Source organism: Comamonas sp. Z3, from assembly GCF_008121565.1.
In the GTDB taxonomy this organism is placed as follows: Bacteria; Pseudomonadota; Gammaproteobacteria; order Burkholderiales; family Burkholderiaceae_C; genus Comamonas; species Comamonas brasiliensis.
Window position 1 is genome coordinate 26,179 of the sequence record NZ_VOQU01000009.1, and the last position, 23,816, is coordinate 49,994.

Annotated in this window: 17 protein-coding genes; 8 read left to right on the forward strand and 9 right to left on the reverse strand. The window is 61.5% G+C overall.

Translation table 11 applies throughout. The annotated features are described in order from the left end of the window. Both FSY59_RS23635 and FSY59_RS23640 read left to right on the forward strand, forming a co-directional pair. Window positions 1–1,254: a CaiB/BaiF CoA-transferase family protein gene (locus FSY59_RS23635; RefSeq protein WP_003052225.1), complete on the forward strand. Its 1,254-nt coding sequence runs from the start codon at window positions 1–3 to the stop codon at window positions 1,252–1,254. 230 nt (window positions 1,255–1,484) lie between these two features. After that, the gene (locus FSY59_RS23640) at window positions 1,485–2,612 is read left to right on the forward strand and encodes a porin (RefSeq protein WP_019043590.1); all 1,128 of its coding nucleotides are present in this window, start codon (window positions 1,485–1,487) and stop codon (window positions 2,610–2,612) included. A 354-nt stretch (window positions 2,613–2,966) separates the two neighbouring features. Here FSY59_RS23640 and FSY59_RS23645 read toward each other — a convergent pair whose 3' ends face one another. The 3 genes from FSY59_RS23645 to FSY59_RS23655 all read right to left on the reverse strand — a co-directional run bounded on the left by FSY59_RS23645 (window position 2,967) and on the right by FSY59_RS23655 (window position 5,927). Continuing rightward, the gene (locus FSY59_RS23645; protein ID WP_148729798.1) at window positions 2,967–3,608 is read right to left on the reverse strand and encodes a CatB-related O-acetyltransferase; all 642 of its coding nucleotides are present in this window, start codon (window positions 3,606–3,608) and stop codon (window positions 2,967–2,969) included. 179 nt (window positions 3,609–3,787) lie between these two features. Further along, window positions 3,788–5,473 (reverse strand): glucose-6-phosphate isomerase, encoded by a 1,686-nt coding sequence (gene pgi, locus FSY59_RS23650; protein ID WP_148729799.1) that lies wholly within the window; start codon window positions 5,471–5,473, stop codon window positions 3,788–3,790. A 7-nt stretch (window positions 5,474–5,480) separates the two neighbouring features. Next, entirely contained in the window at window positions 5,481–5,927 is a 447-nt protein-coding gene (locus FSY59_RS23655; RefSeq protein WP_255439703.1) for a transaldolase family protein, read from the reverse strand. Between the two features lie 206 nt (window positions 5,928–6,133). On the opposite strand from FSY59_RS23655, the gene FSY59_RS27945 reads away from it, so the two are divergent. Continuing rightward, window positions 6,134–6,331, forward strand: coding sequence for a hypothetical protein (locus FSY59_RS27945; RefSeq protein WP_370458244.1), 198 nt, complete (start codon window positions 6,134–6,136; stop codon window positions 6,329–6,331). Window positions 6,332–7,050: 719 nt separating this feature from the next. Here FSY59_RS27945 and FSY59_RS23665 read toward each other — a convergent pair. From FSY59_RS23665 to FSY59_RS23675, 3 genes are all read right to left on the reverse strand, one after another. After that, the gene (locus FSY59_RS23665) at window positions 7,051–14,703 is read right to left on the reverse strand and encodes a GH36-type glycosyl hydrolase domain-containing protein (protein ID WP_370458243.1); all 7,653 of its coding nucleotides are present in this window, start codon (window positions 14,701–14,703) and stop codon (window positions 7,051–7,053) included. Window positions 14,704–15,979: 1,276 nt separating this feature from the next. Next, window positions 15,980–16,555, reverse strand: a complete 576-nt coding sequence (locus tag FSY59_RS23670; protein ID WP_003052240.1) for a hypothetical protein — start codon at window positions 16,553–16,555, stop codon at window positions 15,980–15,982. Between the two features lie 56 nt (window positions 16,556–16,611). After that, window positions 16,612–16,935, reverse strand: coding sequence for a BON domain-containing protein (locus FSY59_RS23675; RefSeq protein WP_148729801.1), 324 nt, complete (start codon window positions 16,933–16,935; stop codon window positions 16,612–16,614). A 349-nt stretch (window positions 16,936–17,284) separates the two neighbouring features. Between FSY59_RS23675 and FSY59_RS27570 the strand changes: the two genes are divergently transcribed. The 4 genes from FSY59_RS27570 (at window position 17,285) to FSY59_RS23695 (ending at window position 20,280) form a co-directional block, all read left to right on the forward strand. Further along, entirely contained in the window at window positions 17,285–17,509 is a 225-nt protein-coding gene (locus FSY59_RS27570) for a glycine zipper 2TM domain-containing protein (RefSeq protein ID WP_003052243.1), read from the forward strand. Window positions 17,510–17,805: 296 nt separating this feature from the next. Then, window positions 17,806–18,063 carry an SPFH domain-containing protein gene (locus tag FSY59_RS23685; RefSeq protein ID WP_232536049.1) on the forward strand — a complete coding sequence of 86 codons (258 nt, stop codon included), beginning with the start codon at window positions 17,806–17,808 and terminating at the stop codon, window positions 18,061–18,063. A gap of 193 nt (window positions 18,064–18,256) precedes the next feature. Next, window positions 18,257–19,000 carry a GGDEF domain-containing protein gene (locus FSY59_RS23690; protein WP_182312049.1) on the forward strand — a complete coding sequence of 248 codons (744 nt, stop codon included), beginning with the start codon at window positions 18,257–18,259 and terminating at the stop codon, window positions 18,998–19,000. Between the two features lie 32 nt (window positions 19,001–19,032). Continuing rightward, window positions 19,033–20,280 carry a sodium:proton antiporter gene (locus FSY59_RS23695; protein WP_003052246.1) on the forward strand — a complete coding sequence of 416 codons (1,248 nt, stop codon included), beginning with the start codon at window positions 19,033–19,035 and terminating at the stop codon, window positions 20,278–20,280. A 6-nt stretch (window positions 20,281–20,286) separates the two neighbouring features. On the opposite strand, the gene FSY59_RS23700 is transcribed toward FSY59_RS23695, so the two are convergent. Together FSY59_RS23700 and FSY59_RS23705 are read right to left on the reverse strand one after the other, a co-directional pair. Next, window positions 20,287–20,445, reverse strand: coding sequence for a DUF3309 family protein (locus FSY59_RS23700; RefSeq protein WP_003052248.1), 159 nt, complete (start codon window positions 20,443–20,445; stop codon window positions 20,287–20,289). Window positions 20,446–20,998: 553 nt separating this feature from the next. Next, window positions 20,999–21,712, reverse strand: coding sequence for a Crp/Fnr family transcriptional regulator (locus FSY59_RS23705; RefSeq protein WP_003052252.1), 714 nt, complete (start codon window positions 21,710–21,712; stop codon window positions 20,999–21,001). A gap of 200 nt (window positions 21,713–21,912) precedes the next feature. Here FSY59_RS23705 and FSY59_RS23710 point away from each other — a divergent pair, with 200 nt between their 5' ends. Beyond that, window positions 21,913–22,725: a helix-turn-helix domain-containing protein gene (locus FSY59_RS23710; RefSeq protein WP_019042933.1), complete on the forward strand. Its 813-nt coding sequence runs from the start codon at window positions 21,913–21,915 to the stop codon at window positions 22,723–22,725. Between the two features lie 615 nt (window positions 22,726–23,340). Here FSY59_RS23710 and FSY59_RS27445 read toward each other — a convergent pair. After that, a complete protein-coding gene (locus tag FSY59_RS27445) occupies window positions 23,341–23,541 on the reverse strand; it encodes a hypothetical protein (RefSeq protein ID WP_187427970.1) in 201 nt (66 codons plus the stop codon). Window positions 23,542–23,816 lie beyond the last annotated feature (275 nt).

Sequence of the window (23,816 nt, forward strand, 5' to 3'; positions counted from 1 at the left end):
ATGGAACAGATACAAGCTCCCTTGGCAGGTTTGCGTGTCATTGACTGGACGCATGTACTGGCCGGTCCATTCGCCGGCTATCAGCTCGGTCTGCTGGGTGCCGAAGTCATCCGCATAGAGCGAGCAGATGGAGATGACATGATCCGTATCAAAGGCGCGGATCCCGAACTGGCTGCGCTGGGACTCGGAGAGGCCTTTATTATGCAAGGTGCTGGAAAACGCTCACTGGCCCTCGATGCCCGCGACATCCGTGCCAGGAAGGCACTGGCGACACTGATCAGCGGAGCAGATGTATTGCTCGAGAATTTTCGCCCGGGCAAGCTGGCTGCACTGGGGTTTGCCCCTCAGGAACTGATTGAACGCCACCCTCGACTGGTTGTCTGCTCCATCACCGGCTTCGGTCCTGCATCCAACAGGCGCGCATACGACCATGTCATTCAAGCGGCAAGTGGTTTGATGGCAGCCAATGCCGGCAGCGATGGAGTGCCGCAGCGTGTGGGCTTCCCGTTGATTGATTACTCTGTGGGACAGCAAGCCGCCCTGGCCGTGATGAGCGCCTTGTATCGCCGCGAACGCCAGGCAGCGCAGTCCCGTGTCATAGGCGAATGGTTGCAGGTATCGATGATGGGCGCGGCTCTGACGCTACTCGCTCCGACCTATGCGGCACCACTGATCAGCGGAGTCGAGGTGCCGCGCAGTGCGTCCACGGCATTTTCCGGTAACCCGCTGTCTGGCACGTTTGCGGCCGCCGAAGGCCAGTTGGCCATTGTCTGCAACTCAGCTGAGCAATCAAAGGCCTTGCTGACAGCACTGCATGAAGCAGTCATCGAAAGCACGCTGGTGCAGGAACTGCGCGAAGCTGCGGAGCGACGCGATGTACCGCATACGCACGAATTGCTGGGCACGATGTTAAGTCGGCGTACTGCTGCTGACTGGGAAACACTTCTGATTCACCATGGCGTTCCCGCAACGGCCGTCGTGCGTCCGGCGCAGTCTGCGGCAGAAGCAGCCAAGGATTGGCCCCATGTCGATTTGGAGCACCCCAAGGCAAAGAAACGAGTAGCTGTGCCGGGGATCGGCTTCACCTCCAGTGAACTTTTGACTCCTCAGCTACGTGCGCCAGTACGCCGAGGAGCAGACACGCGATCCCTTCTCTCCCAAGCCGGGCTGGATGACGCCGTCATTGAGGCAATGTTTGCTGATGGGGTGGCAAGTGAGCCAGAGCGCTTTACTGACCAAGACGCATCCGCATAGCGATTCATCGCAGTCGTCACGGCACACAGCAATTTCCACAAGGGTTTTCAACGGCCCTTTTCAGTCTGGTTCTCGGAAGCATCCGAGGCCGTCTTTCAACGCATGACAGAAACACCCAGGGGCCCCGTGGCGGAGGAACGACCGCTACCCCTGAGGTCCCGCAGGGCCGGTTACATGGCCTAGCGGATCCCGGGGCGTTCTACCACGACTGTAAAAAGAGAGACAACACAATGACCCATTCATTCGTGAAAACAACAATGACGTTGATGCTGCTGGGAGGAACTGCATCCATGGCTGCGGCGCAAAGCAGCGTGCAGCTCTATGGCATCGTGGATGCGGCAGTGCGATCAACGAGCAACCATGGAAAGACCCAAATGGTAGGTGGCGGAATGTCCCAGAGCCGCTGGGGTATCAACATCAAGGAAGACTTGGGTGATGGGCTCTCAGCAATCGCAAATCTAGAAGATCGTTTTCTGGCCGATACTGGGAACACTGCTGCCGTGAACTACTTTCAGCAAGCATGGATAGGCATGCGCAGCAAAGATCTAGGCCAACTCACGATGGGCCGCCAGTTCAATGTACTGCTCGATGTCGTGGCCTTGACCTATGCGTCATTCCCATACGGACCTTTTATGGAGGTGTACAAGCCCGAGATCGGATTTGCCATGGGTACACGCACCAACAACATGCTGAAATACACAGCAGATCTGGGTGCTTGGCGCGCGGGGCTGCAATACTCCTTTGATGAAGGGAATACCGTTGCCAAAAAAGGTAGCAGTGTTGAGTTGACGGGTGGTTTCGCCATGAGGACAGCCGGTGGCTATCTGCGCTACGAAGCAAATGGCCTGGCCATCGGCGGTGCCTACTTGAATACCAAGATGCCGGGCAGTACCGAGTTCGCCGCATACACGCTGGGTGGTTCTTACCGTTCTGGCCCTTGGTATTTCAGCACCGGATATGCCATGAACAAGCGCAAGAACACCCTAGCTGTCGAAGATGCTCGTTTGATCAATGCCTACTGGGGCACTGAAATCAACGGTGGTTTCCTGCCTGGTGATTCCGACAAGCGTCAGCTGCTCCAGCTGGGAGTGGGCTACCAGATCACACCTCAATTCAATTTTGGGATGCACTACTACCACGCCAAACAAAGCGGATCGTCTTCAGGTGCTTTCAACAACAAAGCCAACTTCATCGTAGCCGTTGCCGACTATGCTTTTAGTAAGCGCACGGATGCCTATATGGGCGTGGACTACACCCGCGTAAGTGGGGGGCCTGGTTCATACATCGAAAAGACCGCAGCAGGTGACCTGGTACGCAACCGCGCAGGCATCACCATAGGCCTGCGTCATCGATTCTGAAGAATTTGCTAACAGAGCTCATGAAGGCGCCTTGAAACTATTGTTCAAGGTGCCGTGTAGCGCCGCAGAAGCGGACACGCCCAGGACATATCTTCACGTCCGCTTCTGGCCGGTAGTGTGATTGTACGGATGTGCCAGGAAGCAGGCCCCCCGATACACGAGCTCAGCCGGAGAAGTCAGCTGTCAGCGAGGTCCATGAACTGTTGCTGTAGTCCACGAGCAGTCGACCGCCATATCTTCTTGGCTGACCGCTTCTGATTGCGGATTCAACCTGTCGACCAGTATCCGCCTGGTGCCTGCAACCGACTCATGTAAATTCGTGTGGAGCAAGATAAGTCGGCATGATATTTTTCGTCAAAGAGCCTCGGCCGCGGCGAGCTCCAACGCGTCGATATCGCAGGCACATAGTAAGGGCTGGAGGCGTTGGAGTTTTTCGGCAGGCCAGTCATAGATCTTGAGAGCCAGTAGCCGCACAATCACGTTGTCGTCAAAGCGGTATTTGATGCACTGGGCTGGATTGCCGCCCACCACGCTATAAGGGGCCACATTGCGGGTGACCACAGCGTTGGCCGCAACCACGGCACCTTCGCCAATGGTGACGCCAGGCATGATCATGGCGCGCATGCCAATCCAGGCGCCGTCACCTAGGGTTGTGGGGCCCTGGCCCTGGTAGGCCTTGCTGATGTTGTTGGCGAAGGGGTAGAGGCTGAACCAGTCGGTCCTGTGGGTGTGGTTGCCTCCCATCAAAATCACCGCCTCGGCACCTATGCACACATAGTCGCCGATATAGAGCGGGTCTATCTCCCACTGCGGCTGCCAGTGCTGCAGGCTGTATTCATCGCCATATAGATAGCGCACCACCGACTGCTCGAAGCCGCCATCCCAGGCATCGCTGTAATAGCTGTGCTGGCCTTTGATGTGGATGTTTGGGTTGCGCACGGTCTGGTGCAGCATTTCCAGGCGAGACCAGTGCTTGGATGGCAGCGGAGTAGACATCAGGGCTTTTCATTCCAAAAAACAAACCCCGCCGAGGGAGGGGGCACGCTGGCGTCAATGCTAGCGCACGCAACTCGGGCGTTTGGACCTTGCGCATCTTCAGTAGCAGGCCCAGGGGCCACAGCAGTGCCCTCAGCATGCGTGAGCATGCGGTCGATGGCGTCATCGTGGACCGGATGTCATGGGGATTCCTGGCGCAACCGTTGGTAGCGGCGCATTAGCGTATTGGTAGAGCTGTCGTGCGTCAGCTCGGGTGAGTGGGCGCTGGCCAGTTCGGCGGCAGTTTGGTGGGCCAGCTCCTTGCCAAGCTCAACGCCCCATTGGTCGAAGGAGTCGATGTTCCAGATCACGCCCTGCGTGAACACGCTATGTTCATAAAGCGCCACCAGCGCGCCTAGCGCGCCGGGGGTGAGCCGCTGTGCCAGCAGCGTGTTACTGGGGCGGTTGCCTTCGAACACTCGGTGTGGTACGAGCTTTGCCTCCGTGCCATCCGTACGTACTTGCGCGGCCGTCTTGCCGAAGGCCAGGGCTTCGGACTGCGCAAAAAAATTGGCCATCAGTAGGTTGTGAAGGCCATCCGATTGGCTGGCGTCGAGGCTCAAGGGATTCAGGCCCTGGCAGAAGCCTATGAAGTCGCACGGCACGAGGGCCGTTCCCTGGTGTAGCAACTGGTAGAACGAATGCTGCCCGTTGGTTCCCGCCTCGCCCCAGACTATGGGTGAGGTGGCGTAGTTCACCCGCGTACCGGCCAGCGTGACCTGTTTCCCATTGCTCTCCATCGCCAGCTGCTGCAGATAAGCCGGAAAGCGCTTCAGGTACTGGTCGTAGGGAAGAAAGGCATGCGTCTGCGCATTGAAGAAGTCGGTGTACCACACCGCCAGCAAGCCCAGCAGCACCGGCAAGTTCTTGCCGAACGGCGCGTTGCGGAAATGCGTGTCCATTGCATGAAAGCCCGCGAGCATCGCGCGAAACTGTTCCGGGCCGATGGCGATCATCAACGACAGGCCGATGGCCGATTCCATCGAGTAGCGCCCGCCTACCCAGTCCCAGAAGCAGAACATCTGGGCCGGGACAATGCCGAACCGCGCCACCTCCTCGGCGTTGGTCGATACCGCGACAAAATGGCGGGCCACCGCGCGTTCGTCGCCGATCTGCGCCACGCACCAGGCTCGCGCTGCGTGGGCGTTGGTCAGTGTCTCTAGCGTAGAGAAGGTCTTGGAGCAGACGATGAACAGCGTCTCGGCGGCGTCGAGGTCGAGTGTCGCCTCGACGAGTGCGGTGGCGTCGATGTTGGAGACGAAGCGGCAGCGCAGGTCGCGCTGACTATAGTGGCGCAGAGCCTCATACGCCATCGCGGGACCCAGATCTGAGCCGCCGATGCCGATGTTCACGATGTTGCGGATGCGCTTGCCAGTGTGGCCGATCCACTGACCGCCCCGCAGTGCGTCGGCGAACGCGGCCATGCGAGCGAGCACAGCCTGCACTTCGGCGATCACGTCGATGCCCGCGACCCGCAGGAGCATTCCCTGTGGGGCGCGCAGCGCGGTGTGCAGCGATGCGCGCTGCTCGGTGGTGTTGACCAGGTCTCCTCGGAACATGCCATCGATGCGTTCGCGAAGGCCGCTGCTTTCGGCCAGGGCCAGAAGCAGGCGCAAGGTCTCGTCGTTGATGCGGTTCTTCGAGTAGTCGAGGTACCAGCCGGCCGCCTCGGCGTTCAGGCGCTCACCGCGCCGTGCGTCGTCGGCAAAGAGCTGGCGTAGGTGCAGGCCGCCGATGACGCGGTGGTGCTCGGCCAGCGCCTTCCAGGCCGCGCGGCCGGTCAGCGGCGGTGGCGTGGCGCCCACACGGAGGAAGGTGCGGTTCATCGCACACCTACCTGTGCGAGGGCGGATGTCTTGGCCGCGATGTGATTGAGCAAGGCGCGAGGAGGCGATGAACGCGTCCGCGCCTTCGAGCTGCAGGCGCTCGGCGAGCGCATGCGCGGCCCCCGGCCTGGCTGCAGTCGGCCGGGGTTGCCGTGTCTTGGGCGCTCGCCAGAGCCGGTCGGAACAGGTCAACTGCGCGACGCAGGTCTTTGAGCACGAGCGCAAAAAGCAGGACCTCGCCCGACTGGCCCGCATGCGCCACGCGTCGGAGAGCTTCTTCAAAGGGCTCGGAATGGCGGATGGCCTGCTCGAAAATTTTCGGGTTCGGCATCGATCCGTTTACCGCGAAGTCGCGCATGTAGCGCGCCAGTGTGCCGCTGTCCAGCAGGGGGCGCGTGATGTTGTCGAACCAGGGGTTCTGGCCGAGATCGTGGAGTGACCGTGTCGCGTTCATGATGGTTCCTTGTCGTCAACCTACATGGTTGTGCCAGCCGCTATGCGCGGTGATCAGCGCTTCGCCGCCCCGGGGGACTCCAACAGCCTTGCTGATAGGCCAGGGCACCCCGATGCACGGCGAGCACGGGATCCGCCGCACGCCAGGCCGCCTCGACGGAACCGGCAGCACCGTACTGCCACCTGACCGCGGACGGCGAAGTGCAGGTGGGGACATTGGCGCCTCTGTTGGCGCTAACCGCGCTCACGCGCGTCCTCGTCGGCTTTCGCCTGCAGGCGTGCCATACCTGCGAACTAGCAGGCTGTGCAGCGGCAAGCGAGATGGAGCCGGATCTGGCCGAATGGAACTACGGCGCTTGTGAGGGCCTGCGCTCCAAGGACATTCGTAGCAGTAACCTCAGCTAGAACCTGTGGCTCGATGGCTGCTCCCATGGCGAGATGCCCGCGCAGGTGTCCGCCCGCGCCGACCGGCTCATACTTCGGCTGTGCCAACTTCAGGACCCGTCGCGCTTTTTTCGCATGGGGAGCTCGCGGCCGCACCGCGAACCGGTGGGGGGCTGCCGGTGGCCGAAGGGCTGCATTTCGTGCTGTACCCGGCGTCGCTGAGCATTCTGGGCCAGGATACGGCGCATGGCGACCGCCGGGTGATCATCTTGTGGAACGCTTGTTCATGGGTAACGTGCCCGTGAAGAGCGCTTCAGTGTCAGGGTTTCCCGAAGGGGTTGCGCCCTAGGCGGTGTGGCCGCCACGGCCCGATTTAGAGAGGGCAACGCCTGTTTGTCGGGGGCGGATGCGCACTCGGCGGCGAAGTCGTTTTTCTTTTGCGCAAGCGCTTGGGGATCGGATTCGTTGTTCGAGGACGTCATGGTAGATTTTTTCCTTTGGGGCGATGGCTGGGATCACCTGCAGCGTAGGCCCGCGCCAACCGAGTGTCCGTGCGATTGCGAACATTGCAACGCCGCTTGCCTTGCATTGCTGCGTCCGGGGATATCAATAAGCAGAACTGCCATTGATTGGCATACCAAATTTCCTAGGTAAAACTATGTGAAAGTATTTTTGGGTACACGAAAGGCGCTTCTTGTTGAATATGTCTGCCCATGGATCTCATGGAGTCACGGCTCGCTCTAAGGAGGGACCAGCGCAAGGGGAATGACGAAGCAGCTGTTAGCCGGAAGGTCCTTCCAGCACAGGCGTTCTGTGACCCGCAGCACTCGGGCTCCCGCTGTAGCCTCTCTTTCCAGTGCCGCCGCCGGGCTGCCGTGAACCAGGATGAAGCGCATGGAGCGGCCATCGCGTGCCAGCGTCAGTTCGGCTTCAGGCCAATGGGCGGGCAGACAGGGCGTGAAGAACAGCCCATCAGCCTGCAAGTGCAGCCCCAGGATGGACTCCACGGCGGCGCGGTGCATCCAGCCCGCCGAGCCGGTGTACCAGCTCCAGCCGCCGCGACCCACGTAGGGCGGCTGGCTGTAGACGTCCCCGGCCATCACATAGGGCTCGATCCCATAGTGCTGGCCCCATTCCGGATGGATGGCCCGGTGGGCCGGACTCAGGTAGGTAAAGTACCGGTATGGCGTGCTGGTGGTCGCGCCGGCGCCAGGCTGACGAACTGCCAGGGCCGCCGCCGCCATCAGGGCCCAGACCCCGGCATGGGTGTACTGCCCGCCGTTTTCGCGCACGCCTGGCGGGTAGGCCTCGATGTAGCCGGCGCTAGGAATGGCATGGACCAGGGGCGGGGCCAGCAACTGGATCAGCCCCGCGCCTGGCAGCACTAGATGCGTTTCGACCGCCTCCATGGCGAGGCCCTGGCGGGCAGATGGCTCCGTCGTGGAGAGCACGGCCCAGGCCTGCGCGATCAGGTCGATGCGCGCTTCAGGTTGGCCGGCGGAACCCAGCGGGCTGCCGTCGTCGAAAAAGGCACGCTTGAACCATTGCCCGTCCCATGCCGGGCCTTGCAGAGCCTCGTGCCAGCCTTGAAGGGCGACCTCCCACCGCGCGGCGCGGTCGCTGTCGCCAAAGTCGCGCGCAAGAGGAATCCAGTCGGCGGCGATGGTGCATAAGAACCAGGCTAGCCACACCGATTCTCCCCGGCCGGCGGAGCCCACTCGGTTCATGCCGTCGTTCCAGTCGCCCGCACCCATCAGCGGCAGGCCGTGCGTACCCACGGACAGGCTCCGATCGATGGTGCGCGCGGCGTGTTCGTATAACGATGCCGAGACTGCGCTGACCTGGGGCGTTTCGTAGGCATCGTCGGCGCCGTCGGGGATGGGCGCGGCATCAAGGAACGGCACGCTCTCGTGCAGCAGGGAAGTATCGCCCGTGGCTTTCAGGTAATGCGCGCAGGCGAAGGGCAGCCACAGCAGATCATCGGAAAAACGGGTGCGCACGCCCGCGCCGCCGGGCGCATGCCACCAGTGCTGCACATCGCCCGCGTGGAACTGGCGCGAAGCGCACAGCAGGATCTGGGAGCGCAGCAGAGGCGGATCGGCCCAGGCGAATGCCATGGCGTCCTGCAGCTGATCGCGATAGCCGGTCGCTCCACTGGCCTGGTAAAAGCCCGCCTTGGCCCACAGCCGCGAGGACTGGGCCTGGTAAAGCAGCCAGCGGTTCACCATTACGTCAAACAGCGGATCGGGCGTGCGCACCTGGGTGGTTCCCAGCAACGTGCTCCAGTGCTGGCGGACCGCCTGCTCACGCTCGGAGGGGGGCAGGGGGGAAGCTTGTGTGAGCAGCTCCCGCGCCGCCTGGGGGCTAGCAGCATAGCCAGTCAGGTAGACCTGCTCCAGGGTGGCGCCGGGGCGCAGCGTGGCAAGGCGCGATAGCGCCGCGCAGGGATCGAGCCCGTATCCGCTGCGCTGCCCCAGCTGGGAGGGCAACTGCAATTGACCCTGGGTGCCAAAGAAGGCGCTGCGGTCGCAGGTCCAGTCCAGGCCCTCGTGGCTTCTGTCGCCTGCCAGGCGGTTGCCTTCGCAGAAGAATGCCGTGCCGCCACCAAAGCCGGCCCCGGCCTCCGTCTGGGTGCACAGCAGGCCCCACAGCCCCTGGTCTGGCGGGGTGGCAAAGCATGGCGCGGTTTCCACAGTCGCGCGATCCGCTCGTTTCTCCCCCATCAACCACTCGACCATGCCGACGATGCGCAGGTGCGCTTTGCGTGCGCCCTGGTTGGTGACCCGGATGCGCACCTGCTTCACCGCGGTTGTGATGTCCACGCACCAGCGCACCGAAACCTCTAGGTCGCCGCGCCGGTGGCTGATTTCGGTAAAGCCCTGGCCATGCACGACGTGGTAGGTCGCTACGGCATCGCCCCAGGCGCAGGGCGCGATGCTCCAGACATCTTGCGTGCGCCTGTCCTGCAGCAGGAACCACTCGGTGGGCGTGTCGGCCACGGGGTCGTTGTGCCATGCTGTGAGCTGGTTCAGCCGACTGTTGACGGCCCAGGTATTGCCGCCGCCGCTCTCTGTGATCTGCGCGCCGAAGCCGGGGTTGGCCAGGATGTTTGTCCAGGGCCGGGCAGGGCGCAGGGCGGGTCCCACGTCGAACCGGAAGTCGCCCGTGTCGGGGGCGAACGTGCCAGTGGGGGCCGGAGGCGCCGTGCCCGGGCTGCGCTGAACGTGGACTTGGTGCGTCAGCACCTCGATCCGCAAGGGCCTCGACTGGGCCGCGTAGCGCTCGTTCCAGGCCTTGACCTGGTGCGCCAGAGTGCTTCCATCGGCATACAGCCGTACACGTGCCAGGCGCCGCAGGGTGGCTGTTTGTTCGCTGGTAATCTCATCCTGTCGAAAGACATTCAGGCTGGTAACCGCGGGGCCTGAACGAGCCTTGCGGTCCGCCTCGTGCTGGTCGCATAGTAGCTTCAGTTCGTGCTGCACGGGCATGTGGTAGGAATGGACCTCGTCGCTGAGCACGACGAGGTCGCACACGACGCCGCCACGGGACCACTCGCACAGTGCCTGCACCAGGAGGCGCAGCAGGCCCAGACCCTGCGGAGCGCCAGCATTCACCAGGATCAAGGGCCGGTCGCCGGAAATGCCCATCGGCCACAGCACGCGCCGGTTACTTGCCGATGGCTCATCATGCCGGTTTATCCCGCGCTGCGTCTGCGCCCTAGGCAGGGTGAGGACCAGGGCGGTGGTCAGCAGTTGCAGGATGGGCAAATAGTCGGGCCGTGGCCGGTGCGGCGCCGTTTGTCCCTCTGTCAAGGTTGCGGACATCAACGAGGCGCGCTCCACATAGCTGGGTCGGCGGTACTTGTCCACTACGGCCATAAGCCTGGCTTTGGAGTCGCAGGCGGCCATGGCAAAGGTCACGCTCACCTGTTCACCCGGCGCTATCTGTAGCCGTACGCCCAAAATCGAGACAGGGTCCAGTTGGGTCACCAACGCTGACGCATGCTCCGGCGCGGGCTCGAGGCTGGCGAGCGGCTGGCTTTCCGCATGGTTACGCCCCCGCCACCGGGCCCGGTCGGTCTGGTAGTTGAGACCCAGGATCTCGCCGCTCGCTTGGGCCACGAAATGCGCGGCCCGCAAGGTGTTTTCGCCTGGCGTGCGGGGAACCCTCTCGAAGCACAGAGCCTGCTGTTCGGGGAGCCAGTCAGCCTTCACGAACATGTTGGAAAAGGCAGGGTGGGCCTCGTCCGTAGCGGCGCTGACCAGGGTCACTTCGAAGGCCGACAGCAGCTCTAGCTCGACGGTCTGGCCGCCCAGGTTGTTCAGCACCACCTTGCGGAACTCGATGTCGTCTTCGGGACTGACCCAGACCGTTGTGCGTGCGTGCAATTCGGGCCAGCGCGCATCGAAACACACGCGGTCCTGTTGGAAGGTGCTGCTGTAAATTGCCTCGGGGTCGGGGGCCGGATTGCGCGTCACGGAGACAGGCGTGGAATGGCGCCCTAGACGCAGGTACACGAAGCTGCCGTAAGCGTCACGCAGCACATCGTCGCGCCAGCGGGTGATGTCGGAAGGGCCCCAGCGACTCCAGCCAGCGCCGTTCGGCCGTAGGGTGACGCTGTAGCGTCCGTTGGACAGCAGGTGGGTAGGCTCCAGCGCCTGCGCTCCCGGGATCACAGTGCGGATAAAGTGCCCGGGGCGCTTGTTCGGTGGATGCAGCGGCAAGCCCAGGGACGGCGGGGTGTGCAGCTTAGGGAGTTCGCGCGGCGCACGTTCCTGCAACAGCGACGAAACTGCCTCGATGCGGGGGTGGCTCATCAGCCAGCGTTGCGCGGTTCCCTGGCGCAACACATTGGCTAGGGCCACGATGGTCATGCCCTGGTGGTGCGCCATGTAGGTACTGACCAACGTGTATCTTTCACCTGCGGCCTGCCGTCCCGGCGTGAAATCCAGCGCCTCGAAAAAGCCATACTGTCCACGCGCCGATAGGGCTTCCAGGGCGCGGAAGTTCCGGCAGGCGGCATGCACGTCCATCTGGCACGCCAAGGCCGTGGCGTAGGGGGCAATCACCTTTTCGGCCGTGGGCGTGCGGCGCAGTGCAAGGCGCGGAATGCCTTGGGGCGCATATTGGTACGCTAGGGTCTGATCCCGCCCGCCGTAGGCGCTTTCCGAGATACCCCAGGGAATACCTTGTCCCTGAACGAAGGCCATCTGCTCGCGCAGCGCCGAGTGGTTGGCGTCATCCAAGGCGCTCCCATGGGGCTCGACCATGACCAGCGCGGGCATGAGGTATTCAAACATCGAGCCCGACCACGACTGCAGCACCGCGTGACGGCCGCTGGCGAAGAAGGGGCGTCCCAGCGCCTTCCAGTGCCGCACGGGCACGTCGCCCTTGGTGATAGCGAGCAGACTGGTGGTGCGCGCTTCCGACGCCAGCAGGTCGTAGAAAGAGGCGTCGAGCGCCTGCTCTTCCACCCGGTAGCCGATATGCAGCAGATGGCGCCTGGCGTCGTATAGAAAGCGGTAGTCCGCATCCCAGGCCAATTGCTCCAGCCTGTGTGCCAGATCCAGCAACTGCCGCGTGACAGCCGGTCCTTCACCGGCGGCGCTGGCTACAGCGTCAGGCGCTGCCGCATGTGGCTCCAGCGGATCGCGTGCCAGCTCGACGCAGGCCCGGGACACAGCGAGCAGGTGGGCGCTCAGGTTACCGCTGTCCACGGTGGAGACATAGCGAGGGTGCAAGGGCTGCAAGGTCTCGGTGTCGTACCAGTTCAGGAAATGTCCTTGGTGACGCTCCATGCCTTGCAGCGTGGCCAGGGTGGCCTCTAGGCGTGCCAGTAGATCCATCGTTCCGATCCAGCCGAACTGTCGCGCGCATGCGGCACTGAGCAGGTAGAGACCGATGTTGGTGGGTGAGGTGCGATGGGCGATGGCTTCGAACGGCGCGGTCTGTAGGTTGTCAGGCGGGAGGTGGTTGTCGCCCTGGCCTACGCAGCGCTCGAACATGCGCCAGGTGTCCCGCGCGATGCCTTCCAGAAGCTCAAGGTCTTTTGGGGTCGGGGCGCGGCGGCCCGTGCATCTCCAGGGCGTATTGAAGAGCCAGACCAGAACGGGCGTACCGGCCCAGGCCGCAAGCAGTGTCAGGGCTAGCGGCGCCATCGGCGCCTGCAGCCACCACAGCCCTGCCAGCAGCGCCAGGGCGGTCAATGAAGTGGCCCGGTGCCGGACCATTGCGGAAAGCAGACCTGCCCGGATCGAGGCATGGGCTGACTCGGCGGTCGTCCACTCCAGTAGGTGCCGTCGGCTCCACCGCAGGCGGTAAGCCGTGCGCGTGATGGCATCGGCCTGCAGCAGGGCTTGGGACAGCAGCAACGCGAGATGCCAGACGCCACCCAGGACGGCTCGCAACAGATCCTGGACACCAGCGATGGCAAAGCGCTCGACCGCAACGTGGGCGCGGTGGGGCAGCAAGCTTGCGAGGCTGCCGACCACAGGCCCTGTGGCATAGGCGATCGCCGCCAATGCCAGCGCCACCGGCAGGGCCAGGCCATGCCCGGCCATGGCGGCGACGATCAAGACCAGCGATGCGGGCGCCACGCAGGTGCGGCGCAGGTTGTCGAGCAGCTTCCAGCGGTTGATGGGCGACAGACCCCAGCGTTGGTGCTTCCAGAGCATTGGCAGCAGCTGCCAGTCCCCCCGGCTCCAGCGGTGCTGGCGTGCTGCGGCGGTGTCGCTGTGCGGGGGGGCGGCTTCGATCACAGCCACGTCGGAGACCACCGCGCAGCGAACCATGGCGCCCTCCAGTAGGTCATGGCTGAGGATGCGGTCCTGCGGCAGACGCTGACCCAGGACCGTGTGCAGGGTGGCTACGTGCAGCAGCCCTTTGCCGATGAAGCTGCCTTCGCCAAAGAAGTCCTGGTACACATCCGACGTCGCGGCGCTGTATGGGTCGATACCCTGCTGCCCCGCGAACAGCCACTGCCATGGCGATGCGGCATCGGCATGGGGCAGGGGGGATACCACGCGCGGCTGTAAGATGCCGTAGCCCTGAGTCACCGTGCGGCCAGCGCTGTCCAGCCGAGGCTGGTTGTCCGGATGCTCCGCAACCCCCACCAGGGCGCGCAATTGGCCGGGGGGCAGCTCGGTATCGCTGTCTAGCGTCAGGACGTAGCGCGTTCCTGGCGCCGCCTGCGAGAGCTCCGCCATGTCCAGGAACGGGCCGCATGTGTCGGTGGCCAAGGCGCGGACCAGCTGTTCGAGTTTGCCGCGCTTGCGCTCCCACCCGATCCATTGGCGTTGAGTGACGCTGTAGGTGCGGGCTCGGTGCAGCAGCATAAAACGGGGCGAGGCTCCCAGAGCCGGGGGATGCAGCTCATTCAGCCCCTGCAGCAGTCCTTGCGCATGCGCCAGCAGGCTTGCATCCTCCGGCATGTCCCGGGCAGGGGCGTCGGCCCAGTCGCTGAGCAACGCGAATTGGGCGAAGACCTCCGGGTTGGCCAGGTAATGCAGGTGCAGACGATGTACCAGTTGTTCCACCGTGGCGCGATGGTTCAGAAGTGCCGGGATCACGACCATCGTTTGTGCCGACGGCGGTATGCCTTCGGCCAGCAGTAACCGGGGAAGATGCGCCGGTGTGGCGGATTCGCAGATCAGGCGGTTGACCAGAGCAATCATCGCCTCGGAGGCCGGGAACAGCATCAGCAGCCCCGCTATGCCAAGGACTGCATGACCAGGTCCCACCATCGGCATGCCGCCCGACAGGTGAAGCAGCCAGGCCACGAGGACCAGCGTGCCAAACAGGATGGCGCCCAGGTAGGCGCATGTGCGGGGGAGAGGTAGGGTATGCCACAGATCCCCAATGCGCCGCCGCGCGCCCAGCGCCTGCTCAAGTTGCCTGCGTCCCGCGCCATGGAGCCAATATCCGGCCTGGGCACCCGCGCCCTGGGCGCCGGACATGCATCGGACCAGAGTCTGCGCCACAGCGGATTCGTTCATACCGCTGCAGCGCGCTGACAAGCGCTCGATCCCATGCAGCGTGGTATTGCGGCTGGCATCGTCCTCAGCGCTGAACACCGGGGACGCCTGCATGGCGCGCATGGTCCGACTGGTCCGTCCCACGATGCCGACCCAGTCGCTGGCTCCGATCAGCCGCAAGGAAGCCACGGCGTTGCTCACACTCAGATGGTCTGCGGCATGGTCTGCGTACTGCTGTATCTGCAGCGAAGCAAGGTCGGGGATGGCTTCCAGGAGCCACTGCTCCATGGCGGGAGCCGGGGTTGCGCCAAGGGCTCCCCAGTGTCCCGCCAGTACCTGTGCCAGGTGGGACAGGAATATCTGCTCCACGCCGCGCATTTCCATCAGGCGCTGCATTTCCTGGACGTCCCTCAGAGTCAATTGCTCGATGCGGTGGGCACACAGAACCGCCAGCTCCCGCGCGGCCCCCTGGCTGGCGATTCGGTCGGCAAGGCGCCTCAGGTTCTCCACCAGCACCACTCGCAGCGTCGTGGGGAGCGCCCAAAGTTCGCCTTGGCTGAACTCTCCCCCTTCCTGGTAGGCGTTGAGAAAGCAGGTCAAAAGGTCTTCATCAAATGCACTATCGACATGCGCCACGAAAGCCCAGGCCACGTGGTAGATGCGAGGGAGTCCGGCCAGGGGCGCGCCTTGCAGGATGGGAAGGGCGTGGTAGTAGCGTGGAGGCAGGCCTTCGGTGACCTGCCTCAACTGGTCCTCGATCAGCGGAAAGTTGTCGAGCAGCCAATCAGTCCCCGGTCCGGCCTCATGGCCATCCTGTGTGAGCTCAGCTATATATCGCAACGATGCGCGCAGCGACCGGAGATTGCTTTGAAGGCGCGGATAGAACGTTGCTTGCCCTAAGCGGGCCTTGCCTACTTGGTGCGAGTACCCGAGGCTGAGCCCGTACCGTTCGAAGCCCGCGCAGCCAAAGAGCTCCGCTCTGAAGGGGCGCTGCGTGGCCCCGTCCCTGACGTCAAGTACATGGTCGATCTGTGGTGGCACCCAGGGCCATTGGCGTCGCAGCTCCATTCGCTTTCCGCGCTTTCTGTCCTAGAGCGCCAGCCATGTAGTGCCGGCCAACAGCACAATCAGCAGCGTCCCCGTGAGAGCACGCTGCGCAAGCAGGCGGTGAAGTCTTGATATGCCTATCCACGCGAACCGAAGAGGTCCTTGCAGGACGCCGCACTGGGCTAAGTGTCTGTCGAGCATCGACCGCTCGACGTGGGAGGTTTTGTCCGGGTAACCGCGTGAAGATGTGTCCCAACTGGGTGCGAAAGAAGAAAAGCAGGACATGGGTGACTCCTTGTGCAGTCCGTGGACCGGAAGATCCGCAGGCCATGGCCTTTTTTACAGGCATGCCGGGCAGTAGTCTGTGCGCTATCGAACAAAGTCCGCACAAAGGTAATCAGTACGACCGCAAAGGTCCCGTTGGCTGTACTTCTGCAGATTCGCCTCAGAAGCAGGTTCAGAACGAACGTGCGTAGCACACCCCCGGGGCACATCGCCCCAACTGCGGCTGTGTGGCAAGTTCGGTGCGGCACCGACCATTCGATCAACAGAATGAGACCGAGACTCATGATGGTTCCGTTCGAAACTTGAACGTGAATGCATGCCAACCAAACAGCGCGCTGGCGATGGCCAGTGTGCTAGGTTTCGATCAGGGCTGGAAGCGCTGCTTAGCTTCGAGCAGGCAAGCGCTCTTGGCATCACCGGCCAGTGCCTCGCACTTCTGCTTAGCTAGGTCATAGGCGGCATCGCGCTTGTCGATTGCAGCGTCGCTGCGCGCCTGAGCGTTGGCGGCGGCCGTCTTCATAGCCATCTTGGCATCGGCCCGCGCGTCAACGTGGGCGGTCTTGGCCTTCTGGAGACACAGATCCTTGGCATTCGCAGCTTGGTCGTCGCACTCTTCCTTGGCGATGGCGAAGGTGGCATCGGCTTTAGCGACACTCAAGTCGTAGGCATGCTTGTCGGAGGGGCGGTAGTTCTCCTTCAGTTCGGCCATCGCCACCTGCGCGTGCCCCTTGGCCTTGGCCATGCAGATGTCATGGGCATTGCTGGGCTGTCTGGCGCAGGCCTGCTTGTCTTTTTTGTACTCGGCCGCAATAGTCTGCCCCGCGGCTTTGTACTGCGGCTGGCCCATGTCGGCCGCGAACACGCTGGTCAGCAGCAGGCATGAGGCTGCGAGGCCCTGAATGATAGATGCCGTATTCACGTTCAGTGTGATTCGCTTCATGGCGATTCTTTGGGGTGATGGTGCGGTTGTGGGTGCAATGGCTGGCACGGCGTGCCTTATTTGAGCTTCATGTCATTGGTCACCGACTTCACGCCATTGACATGGCGTGCCAAGGTGACAGCGCGGTTGATGTCCGCCTGAGAATTGACGAAGCCGCTGAGTTGGACACGGCCTTTGAAGGTCTCCACATTGATTTCGGCCGACTTCAGGCTGGCATCGTTGAACACGGCTGCCTTGACCTTGGCAGTGATCACGGTGTCGTCCACGTATTCACCCGATCCCTCGCTGCGGACGGTGGAGGCGCAGCCGATAAAGGCTAGGCTGGTGACGAGAAGTACCGCCAGGGCGCTGCGGTGAATGCAATGGGTATTCGTGGTCATGGTGAGTTCCTCGTTGGATGGGAGATGGCGCTGGCCCGACGTGCCGATGCTTGGGAAACAGAGGACTCGATCCAGGTGAGCGCAGGTTGAGCATGGTGTCGGCGCAGCCCGGTGTCGGTGCGCTAGAGCACACGGCGACGAAATGCAGGCCAGAAAGCGCACAGATAAACAGATAGCCTGATCTATGTGCTCCAACGCACCGACTGCCGCATCTTGTTCCGCAACGATGGGCAGGCACGGCATACGGATGCAATGGCTCGGTCATGGTGTCTAACGGGCTGCTTCTCCATCCAGAGACATCCAAGTGTGCATGGGCCGATTCCCATGCTTTATCAGAAGAGGTACTTCCATGAAAACGATCAAGCTAACTGTTACTGCAATCCTCGTTGTAGCCACGCTGGTGGGCTTGGGCGCTTGCGGCGATATGTCCAGACGGGACAAGGACATGGCCATCGGTGCCGGCGCCGGTGCTGTCGGGGGCGCTGTGCTTACAGGGGGGAGCGCCATTGGCACGATTGGCGGAGCTGCCGTGGGTGGTGTGATTGGCAATGAGGTCGGCAAAGATAGGAGATAGGCCGATCACAGGGCCTGTGGGGCGGCGCAAGGCGCTTTTAACGTGCGATGGAAGCTCTATGGATCTGAAGCCCGTCACCTCATTTCTGGAGCTCGCAGGCGTTACGGTGGGCTATTCGATCAACCCCTACGGGCACTGATCTTCTTCGCCGTGGCCTTTGTCATCGCGATGTCCCTGAATATGGCCACGTTTGGCAGCAGTTTGTCGTCTTGAGAATGGGCCGGCTGCAGAGCCGTTAGGGTGCAGGTCTATTCTCCATCAGCCCCATCCTTGACAGCGTGGCGGCGGTGATTGACGTGCGCCTTCAAACCACAGCTTTCAATGCCGAGCAGGCGCTGACCGTCGACACGGTTCCGGTCAATGTCGACGCCATCATCTTCTGGCGTTTGCGCGACGCGGAGAGGGCCGCGCTGGTCATCGCCAATGACCATGAGGCGATTGACCGCGTTGCGCAATGGGCATCGGCCCGACCGCACGCGCCTATCGTCACATTTCAGCCGCCTATTGCCCGGAGCTCTCTCAAGCCCCATGGCCGGACATGGCCGCGAGCATAGTGAGGCGCGCATTGCCTCCGTTGCGCGCTATGTTCGATACCGCACGGATACCTCCGGGATCCGGGCCTAGGATTTACGTCCATCGCCCATGCACGAAAGTGCTCTACGAGGAACACCCCCAATGGCTCAAAGGTTTTCCATGCACTCCAGCGCTCAAGCTGCCCGCCAATTTTTCGCTCTGCTCCAGGAGAGCATGGATCACTCTTCGAAACCGGACCATGCGGATCATGGCATTTCGGTGCCTTCGTTCTGGCCGGATGCCTTGTCGGACAGTCATGCGGTCCGTTGTCTTCAAGTCAGCTTGCAGGCGGCGCTGTACAAGTGCGCGCGCCTTCAAGACGAGTTACTCCAGGCCCGGTTCGCACTGGATCAAATGTATTCCGACCTTGACAGAACGAAGGAGGGGGAGCGGCGCGCGTTCCATCTGGCGACCCACGACCATCTCACTTCATTACCGAACCGGCTTTTGTTCCTCGATCGGCTCGCAGATTCCATCGGTGGTGGCGGCAGGTGCAGGCCAAGGACCATGGCGCTGCTGTACCTGGATCTGGATGGGTTTAAAGGTATCAATGACTCCCATGGACATTCCACCGGGGACGAAGTGCTCAAGGTTGTATCGCATCGCATGCGAGCTGCCTTGAGGCATGGCGATCTCGTTAGCCGGCTGGGCGGCGATGAGTTTGCATGCTTGCTGGACCCGTCTCCCACATTGCAGCAGCTATGCATCCTGGCGGGCACGCTGTGTGCGGAGATAGAGCAACCCATTCACTGCAATGGCCAGAAGCTCCAGGTTCAGGCCAGCATAGGCATTGTGGTGGCTGATGCATGGCCTGCATCGGCAGAGCAGATGGTCGCGGAGGCAGACAGGGCCATGTACCATGCCAAACGAACGCGCAGCCGCTTCCGGTTCAGCGATGACAACTTACATACGCCTTAGGTGCCATGTCGTTGCCTGCATGGTCTCTCTTCATGGGCGTGCTGCTCATTGCGATGGTACTGTCGAGCACCTTCCTTGGGCGGCTGCCGCTGAGCAATGCCATGGTTTATCTGGCACTGGGCTGGTTGCTGGGGCCCTCTGCATTGAGCGTGCTGAGGCCGGATCCATTCCTGTACGCCCCGTTGCTGGAGCGCTTGTCGGAGATTGCGGTGCTCATATCGCTGTTTTCCGTGGGGATGCAACTGGGCGTGCCAGTGCGGGATCCCCGCTGGTGGCTGCCGCTGCGCCTTGCCGTCTTCTCGATGGTCGCCATGGTGGCGATGGTCGCTGCCATAGGTGTCTGGTTCCTGGGTCTGTCGTTGGGCTCTGCGTTGCTTCTGGGCGCCATCCTGGCGCCCACGGATCCGGTGCTCGCTTCGGGTGTCCAGTCGCAGCCTGGGACGAGTCCGGACCGGTTGGGTTTTAGCCTAGCCGGCGAAGGAGGGCTCAATGATGGCACCTCATACCCCATGGTTATGCTGGGGCTTGGGCTACTGGGCCTGCACCCTCTGGGGGAACGCATGCTGCATTGGTGGACCATGGAGTTCCTGTGGTCGATGGCAGCGGGGCTTTCGATCGGCGCGGCGCTGGGAGCAGGCACGGGCAGACTCGTCGTCTATCTGCGCAGCCGTCATAAGGAAGCCGCCGGCTTGAACGAGTTTCTGGGTATCGGGCTTATCGGGATGGCCTACGGTACAGCTCAATTGAGCCTGGCTTCGGGATTTCTGGCCGTATTCGCCGCAGGCCTTGCGCTGCAGCGCGTGCGCGAACTGCCCTGGGCGGTGACGGGGGAAGAAACGCGCGCGCCCCCGAAAGTCAGAATGGCAGGTGCGAAGCACCACGCTAGTGATATGCAGGATTCCGTCCATGGATTCAACGAACAGCTGGAGCGGCTTGCTGAACTGGCTCTCGTGCTGATGGTAGGTGCCATGCTGCCTTACGCCAAACCGATGGCCCCCGTTTGGTGGTTCGTCCCAATGGTTCTGCTGGTCCTCAGGCCGCTGTCCACGCTGCCTGCCGTATGGGGTATGCATACGGATTGGAGGCTACGGGCCATGATCGGCTGGTTTGGAATACGGGGTATCGGCTCCATCTTCTACATGCTGTTGGCATTGCGGCATGGCGTTGATCCGGCCACTGCCGCAACCTTGGTGAGCCTGACATTGTGGACCGTGGCCACCTCAATCATCGTGCATGGCATCACGGTACTCCCATTGATGAAGCGCTACATGGCGCCCTAGGATGATTCAGAGGCGTCCCATCAGGAGCAGAATGACCAACACCACCACGGCCAAGCCAACTAGGCCGCTCGGGAAGTAGCCCCAGCTTCGGCTGTGCGGCCAAGCGGGGAGCGCTCCAATCAATACAAGGATCAGGACGACTAGCAAAATGGTACTTAGGCTCATGATTTACTCCTTGAGGTAAGTTGTTTGGTCCGTTGGTTGCGCCCCGTTTCCAAGAGGGGTGGACATACATGTCATTGGAGCTCCGATGGGCGGGTCTTGTGCATCCCGTTTATGCCAAGCCTGTCTGGATGTGCTTGAGGAAGCTGCGGGTGTCCATGCTGCGTTTCTCGACTTCGAATACGGCGTTCTTCAGGACGTCATTGTCCATTGCGGCAGTCCGTGTGGCCGGACTCTGGTCCCTGCCATATCTGCGGCCAGCATTCCGCCACCAGATGCTGGACAAGGGCGCTGTTTGCGAAACCAAGGCGGCGCATACGATCAGCAAAATGCCAAGACCGATGCTGTCCAGGGATTAGACAGTCGCGCCGATAGCCGCCATGGCAAGGGCAACGGAGACAGTGACGATGTACATGTGACGATTCTTTTTCTGTACCCATTGGAAGCCCGCCTTCCCAACGGGTCTGTGCGCTGGCATACACATGCGCATATGTGATGGGCGTCTGCACATTTGTGCGGTGGCAGACAGACGATGATCTAGGCAGGCGACCTGCACCTACCGGCGCCCTGGCGCCGTTCCAATGATCTGGGCGTAGATGCGCTTGTCGGTTGCGTAGCAACTGCAGGCTCTCGCCTCCAGGGCTTTGCGATTTCGGACCGTCAGCTCGCCCCGGTGATACGTAATCAGGCCTTCTGCCTGGAACTGGCTGGCAGCATTGGTGACGCTAACCCGCCGGACACCCAGCATCTGTGCCATGGATTGCTGTGAGGCGTGGAAGCTCCCTGCGGAAAAGGATCGGTCGCGGCTCATCAATATCCAGCGCGCAAGGCGAGGGGCAAGGAGGTGGTATCGCTGGCAAGCGGCGGCAAGCGCCTGCTGGTGCAGTTGAACCAGCAAACTGGCCTGCAGCAATCTCTCCAGAGCTGGGCTGGTGGTACTTTGCTGGCGCAAATCCGCAGCGCTGATGCACCAGCCAGAGCAAGGCTGCTGCACCAAGGCCCTCAAGGCAGGCCTGGTCGCTCCGAGAATCAGGTCTCCCCCCAGCACCGTCTCGGAGCCTGCCATTCCGATCGCCAAACATCGATGTTGATCGATGTCTGCGACCAGCGAAAAGAAGCCTTGGTTGGGGAAGTAGGCATGGCTGAGCGGCCACCCCTGTCCGCCCAGTTCATGCGGCGTGTCCAGCTCGAAGAGCTCGCATTTATCCAGTAGCCGGTGGCGCGCCGCGCGAGGCAGTTGAAGGATCAGAGCGTTGACAGGCAAATTCATGAGGTAGGAGGAATCTCAATCCCTGTCATATGTGGAGATTTGCGATGAAGGCGGGCAATGCCATGTAGCGAAGGACCTGTTCGGAGTGTGAGTGCAGCCCAGACGGGTGACTGTTCGGTATCGCACACTGGGCTTGTAGCAATGCAAGTTTGCCGGCACCATACGGGACGCGCATCTATCGCGCGAACTTGATTTCGCTCATGTGCTGGCAACGGAACGGTTGGTTTTTCAGCAATGCCGTCTTGAGCAGAATGCTTTCCGCAACGCAGGCAGGTTGCCGTGGAGAAGTCATCGTGGAACGATTCCCCCTATACCAGCACAACCGCCTTCTTGCAGCCTTACCGGATCCAGAGTGGAGGCGCTGGCAGTGCGAGCTGGAGCCGGTTGACTTGGCCCTCGGGCAAGTGCTGTACGAATCGGGTATTCGCATGAGCCACGTTTATTTTCCTATCGACGCCATCGTGTCGCTGTTGTACGTGCTGGAGAATGGCGGCTCTGCGGAAATTGCAGTCGTGGGCAACGATGGAGTGGTGGGGATTGCCATCGTCATGGGGGGAGAGTCCACCACCAGCAGAGCAGTCGTTCAAAGCGCTGGCAAGGGGCTGCGCATGCGTGCGCAAGTCATCAAGGAGGAATTTGGCCGCTCGGGGCCTGTGCTCCATCTCATGCTGCGCTACATTCAGGCGTTGATCACCCAGATGGCTCAGACTGCGGTGTGCAACCGCCACCATTCCCTTGATCAGCAATTGTGCCGCTGGCTTTTGCTCAGCTTAGATCGGCTGAACGGGAGTGAGTTGGTCATGACGCAAGAATTGATCGCCAACATGCTTGGCGTCAGGCGTGAAGGCGTCACTGAAGGGGCGCTGAAGCTCCAGCGCGCGGGCCTGATCCGTTACGCGCGTGGTCATATCACCGTGTTGAATAGACAGGGCCTTGAGCAACGGGTGTGCGAGTGCTACCAGGTTGTTAGAGATGAGTACAACCGCCTGTTGCCGCGAGGCTTGGCGAAATAAGGCTCTTCTGCTTTGCAGCAACTGTATGTCTTGGCTTGCCACTTGGAGCGGCAAACGCGGGGAGTGTGCTGTAATTTCTGCTTGGCAGATGATCACGCGCAGCAGCTAATTGCGCGGTAGTTAGCTGCTCTGTAAGTCCTGTAGCACGGGCTCTATTGGAAACATCGATACGAGAATCCATAATCCCATTTTGCCCATCGCTAAAGCCATAATAGAAAGCTTGGGCACTGCTTCAGAAGTTATGCAGCAGCATTTCTGAACAAGTGTGTGTGTACTCGGCGAGTGCTTAAACAACCGCAGGGATAGGTAATCTGTGGTTCCATCCGAATCTCATCACTGTGACGCGCTTGCTGTTGCTCCAATGCCCCACTCAGCTGCAATGCATCTGCGAGCTTTGAAGCAGGTCAAGGCGATGTTGAGGCTGATCGATTTGATGTACCGAAATGCCATGTCGATGGCCGGCCTCCGGGGAAGCCCCATGGCGAATGTTCTTCCGTCAGTCTCGAGAAAGCAGCCCACCAAAGCTAGATTTCAGTGTGTTTTACGGGTCGCGAAGAGGCCGAGTGCCGGAAATGAAAAATTGAGCCATAGACTTTCAGCGCAGAATGGCTTGCGCTAACGCATCAAAAGTGCCGGCAGCTTAGATTTATTTTCAGAGCCAGGAGGTATATTGACCTCGGTATCAGGAGGCGGAGATGAATGTTTGGGTTCATCTTCATTGCTAGAAGGTATCTGCTTTTGATTAGGATACGGCTCACCTACGGGATCCATGTCTTCATCTTCAGGCAGAGAGGGAGGAATGTGTGGTTGATTCATGATTGCTACTTCCTTTTCTTGGAGGGACGCAGCGAATATAAAAATTCCCTTAGCGTCTGTCACCGGCTCAAATGTCCAGATCTCGAATGATCTGGATGCTCTGTATGTAGCTAGCCGTGGTCAATTTCAGTAGCTACCTGTTCACTTATTGGGCTGTTTGTGACTCAGTGGATCTGGTGGAAACAGCTCCTTGCCTCGTTAGTCAATTGGATTACAGCTGTCGGGCGATAACGTAACTGTGAAATTTTCTGTATTTTTACCTCATTTAATCGGCT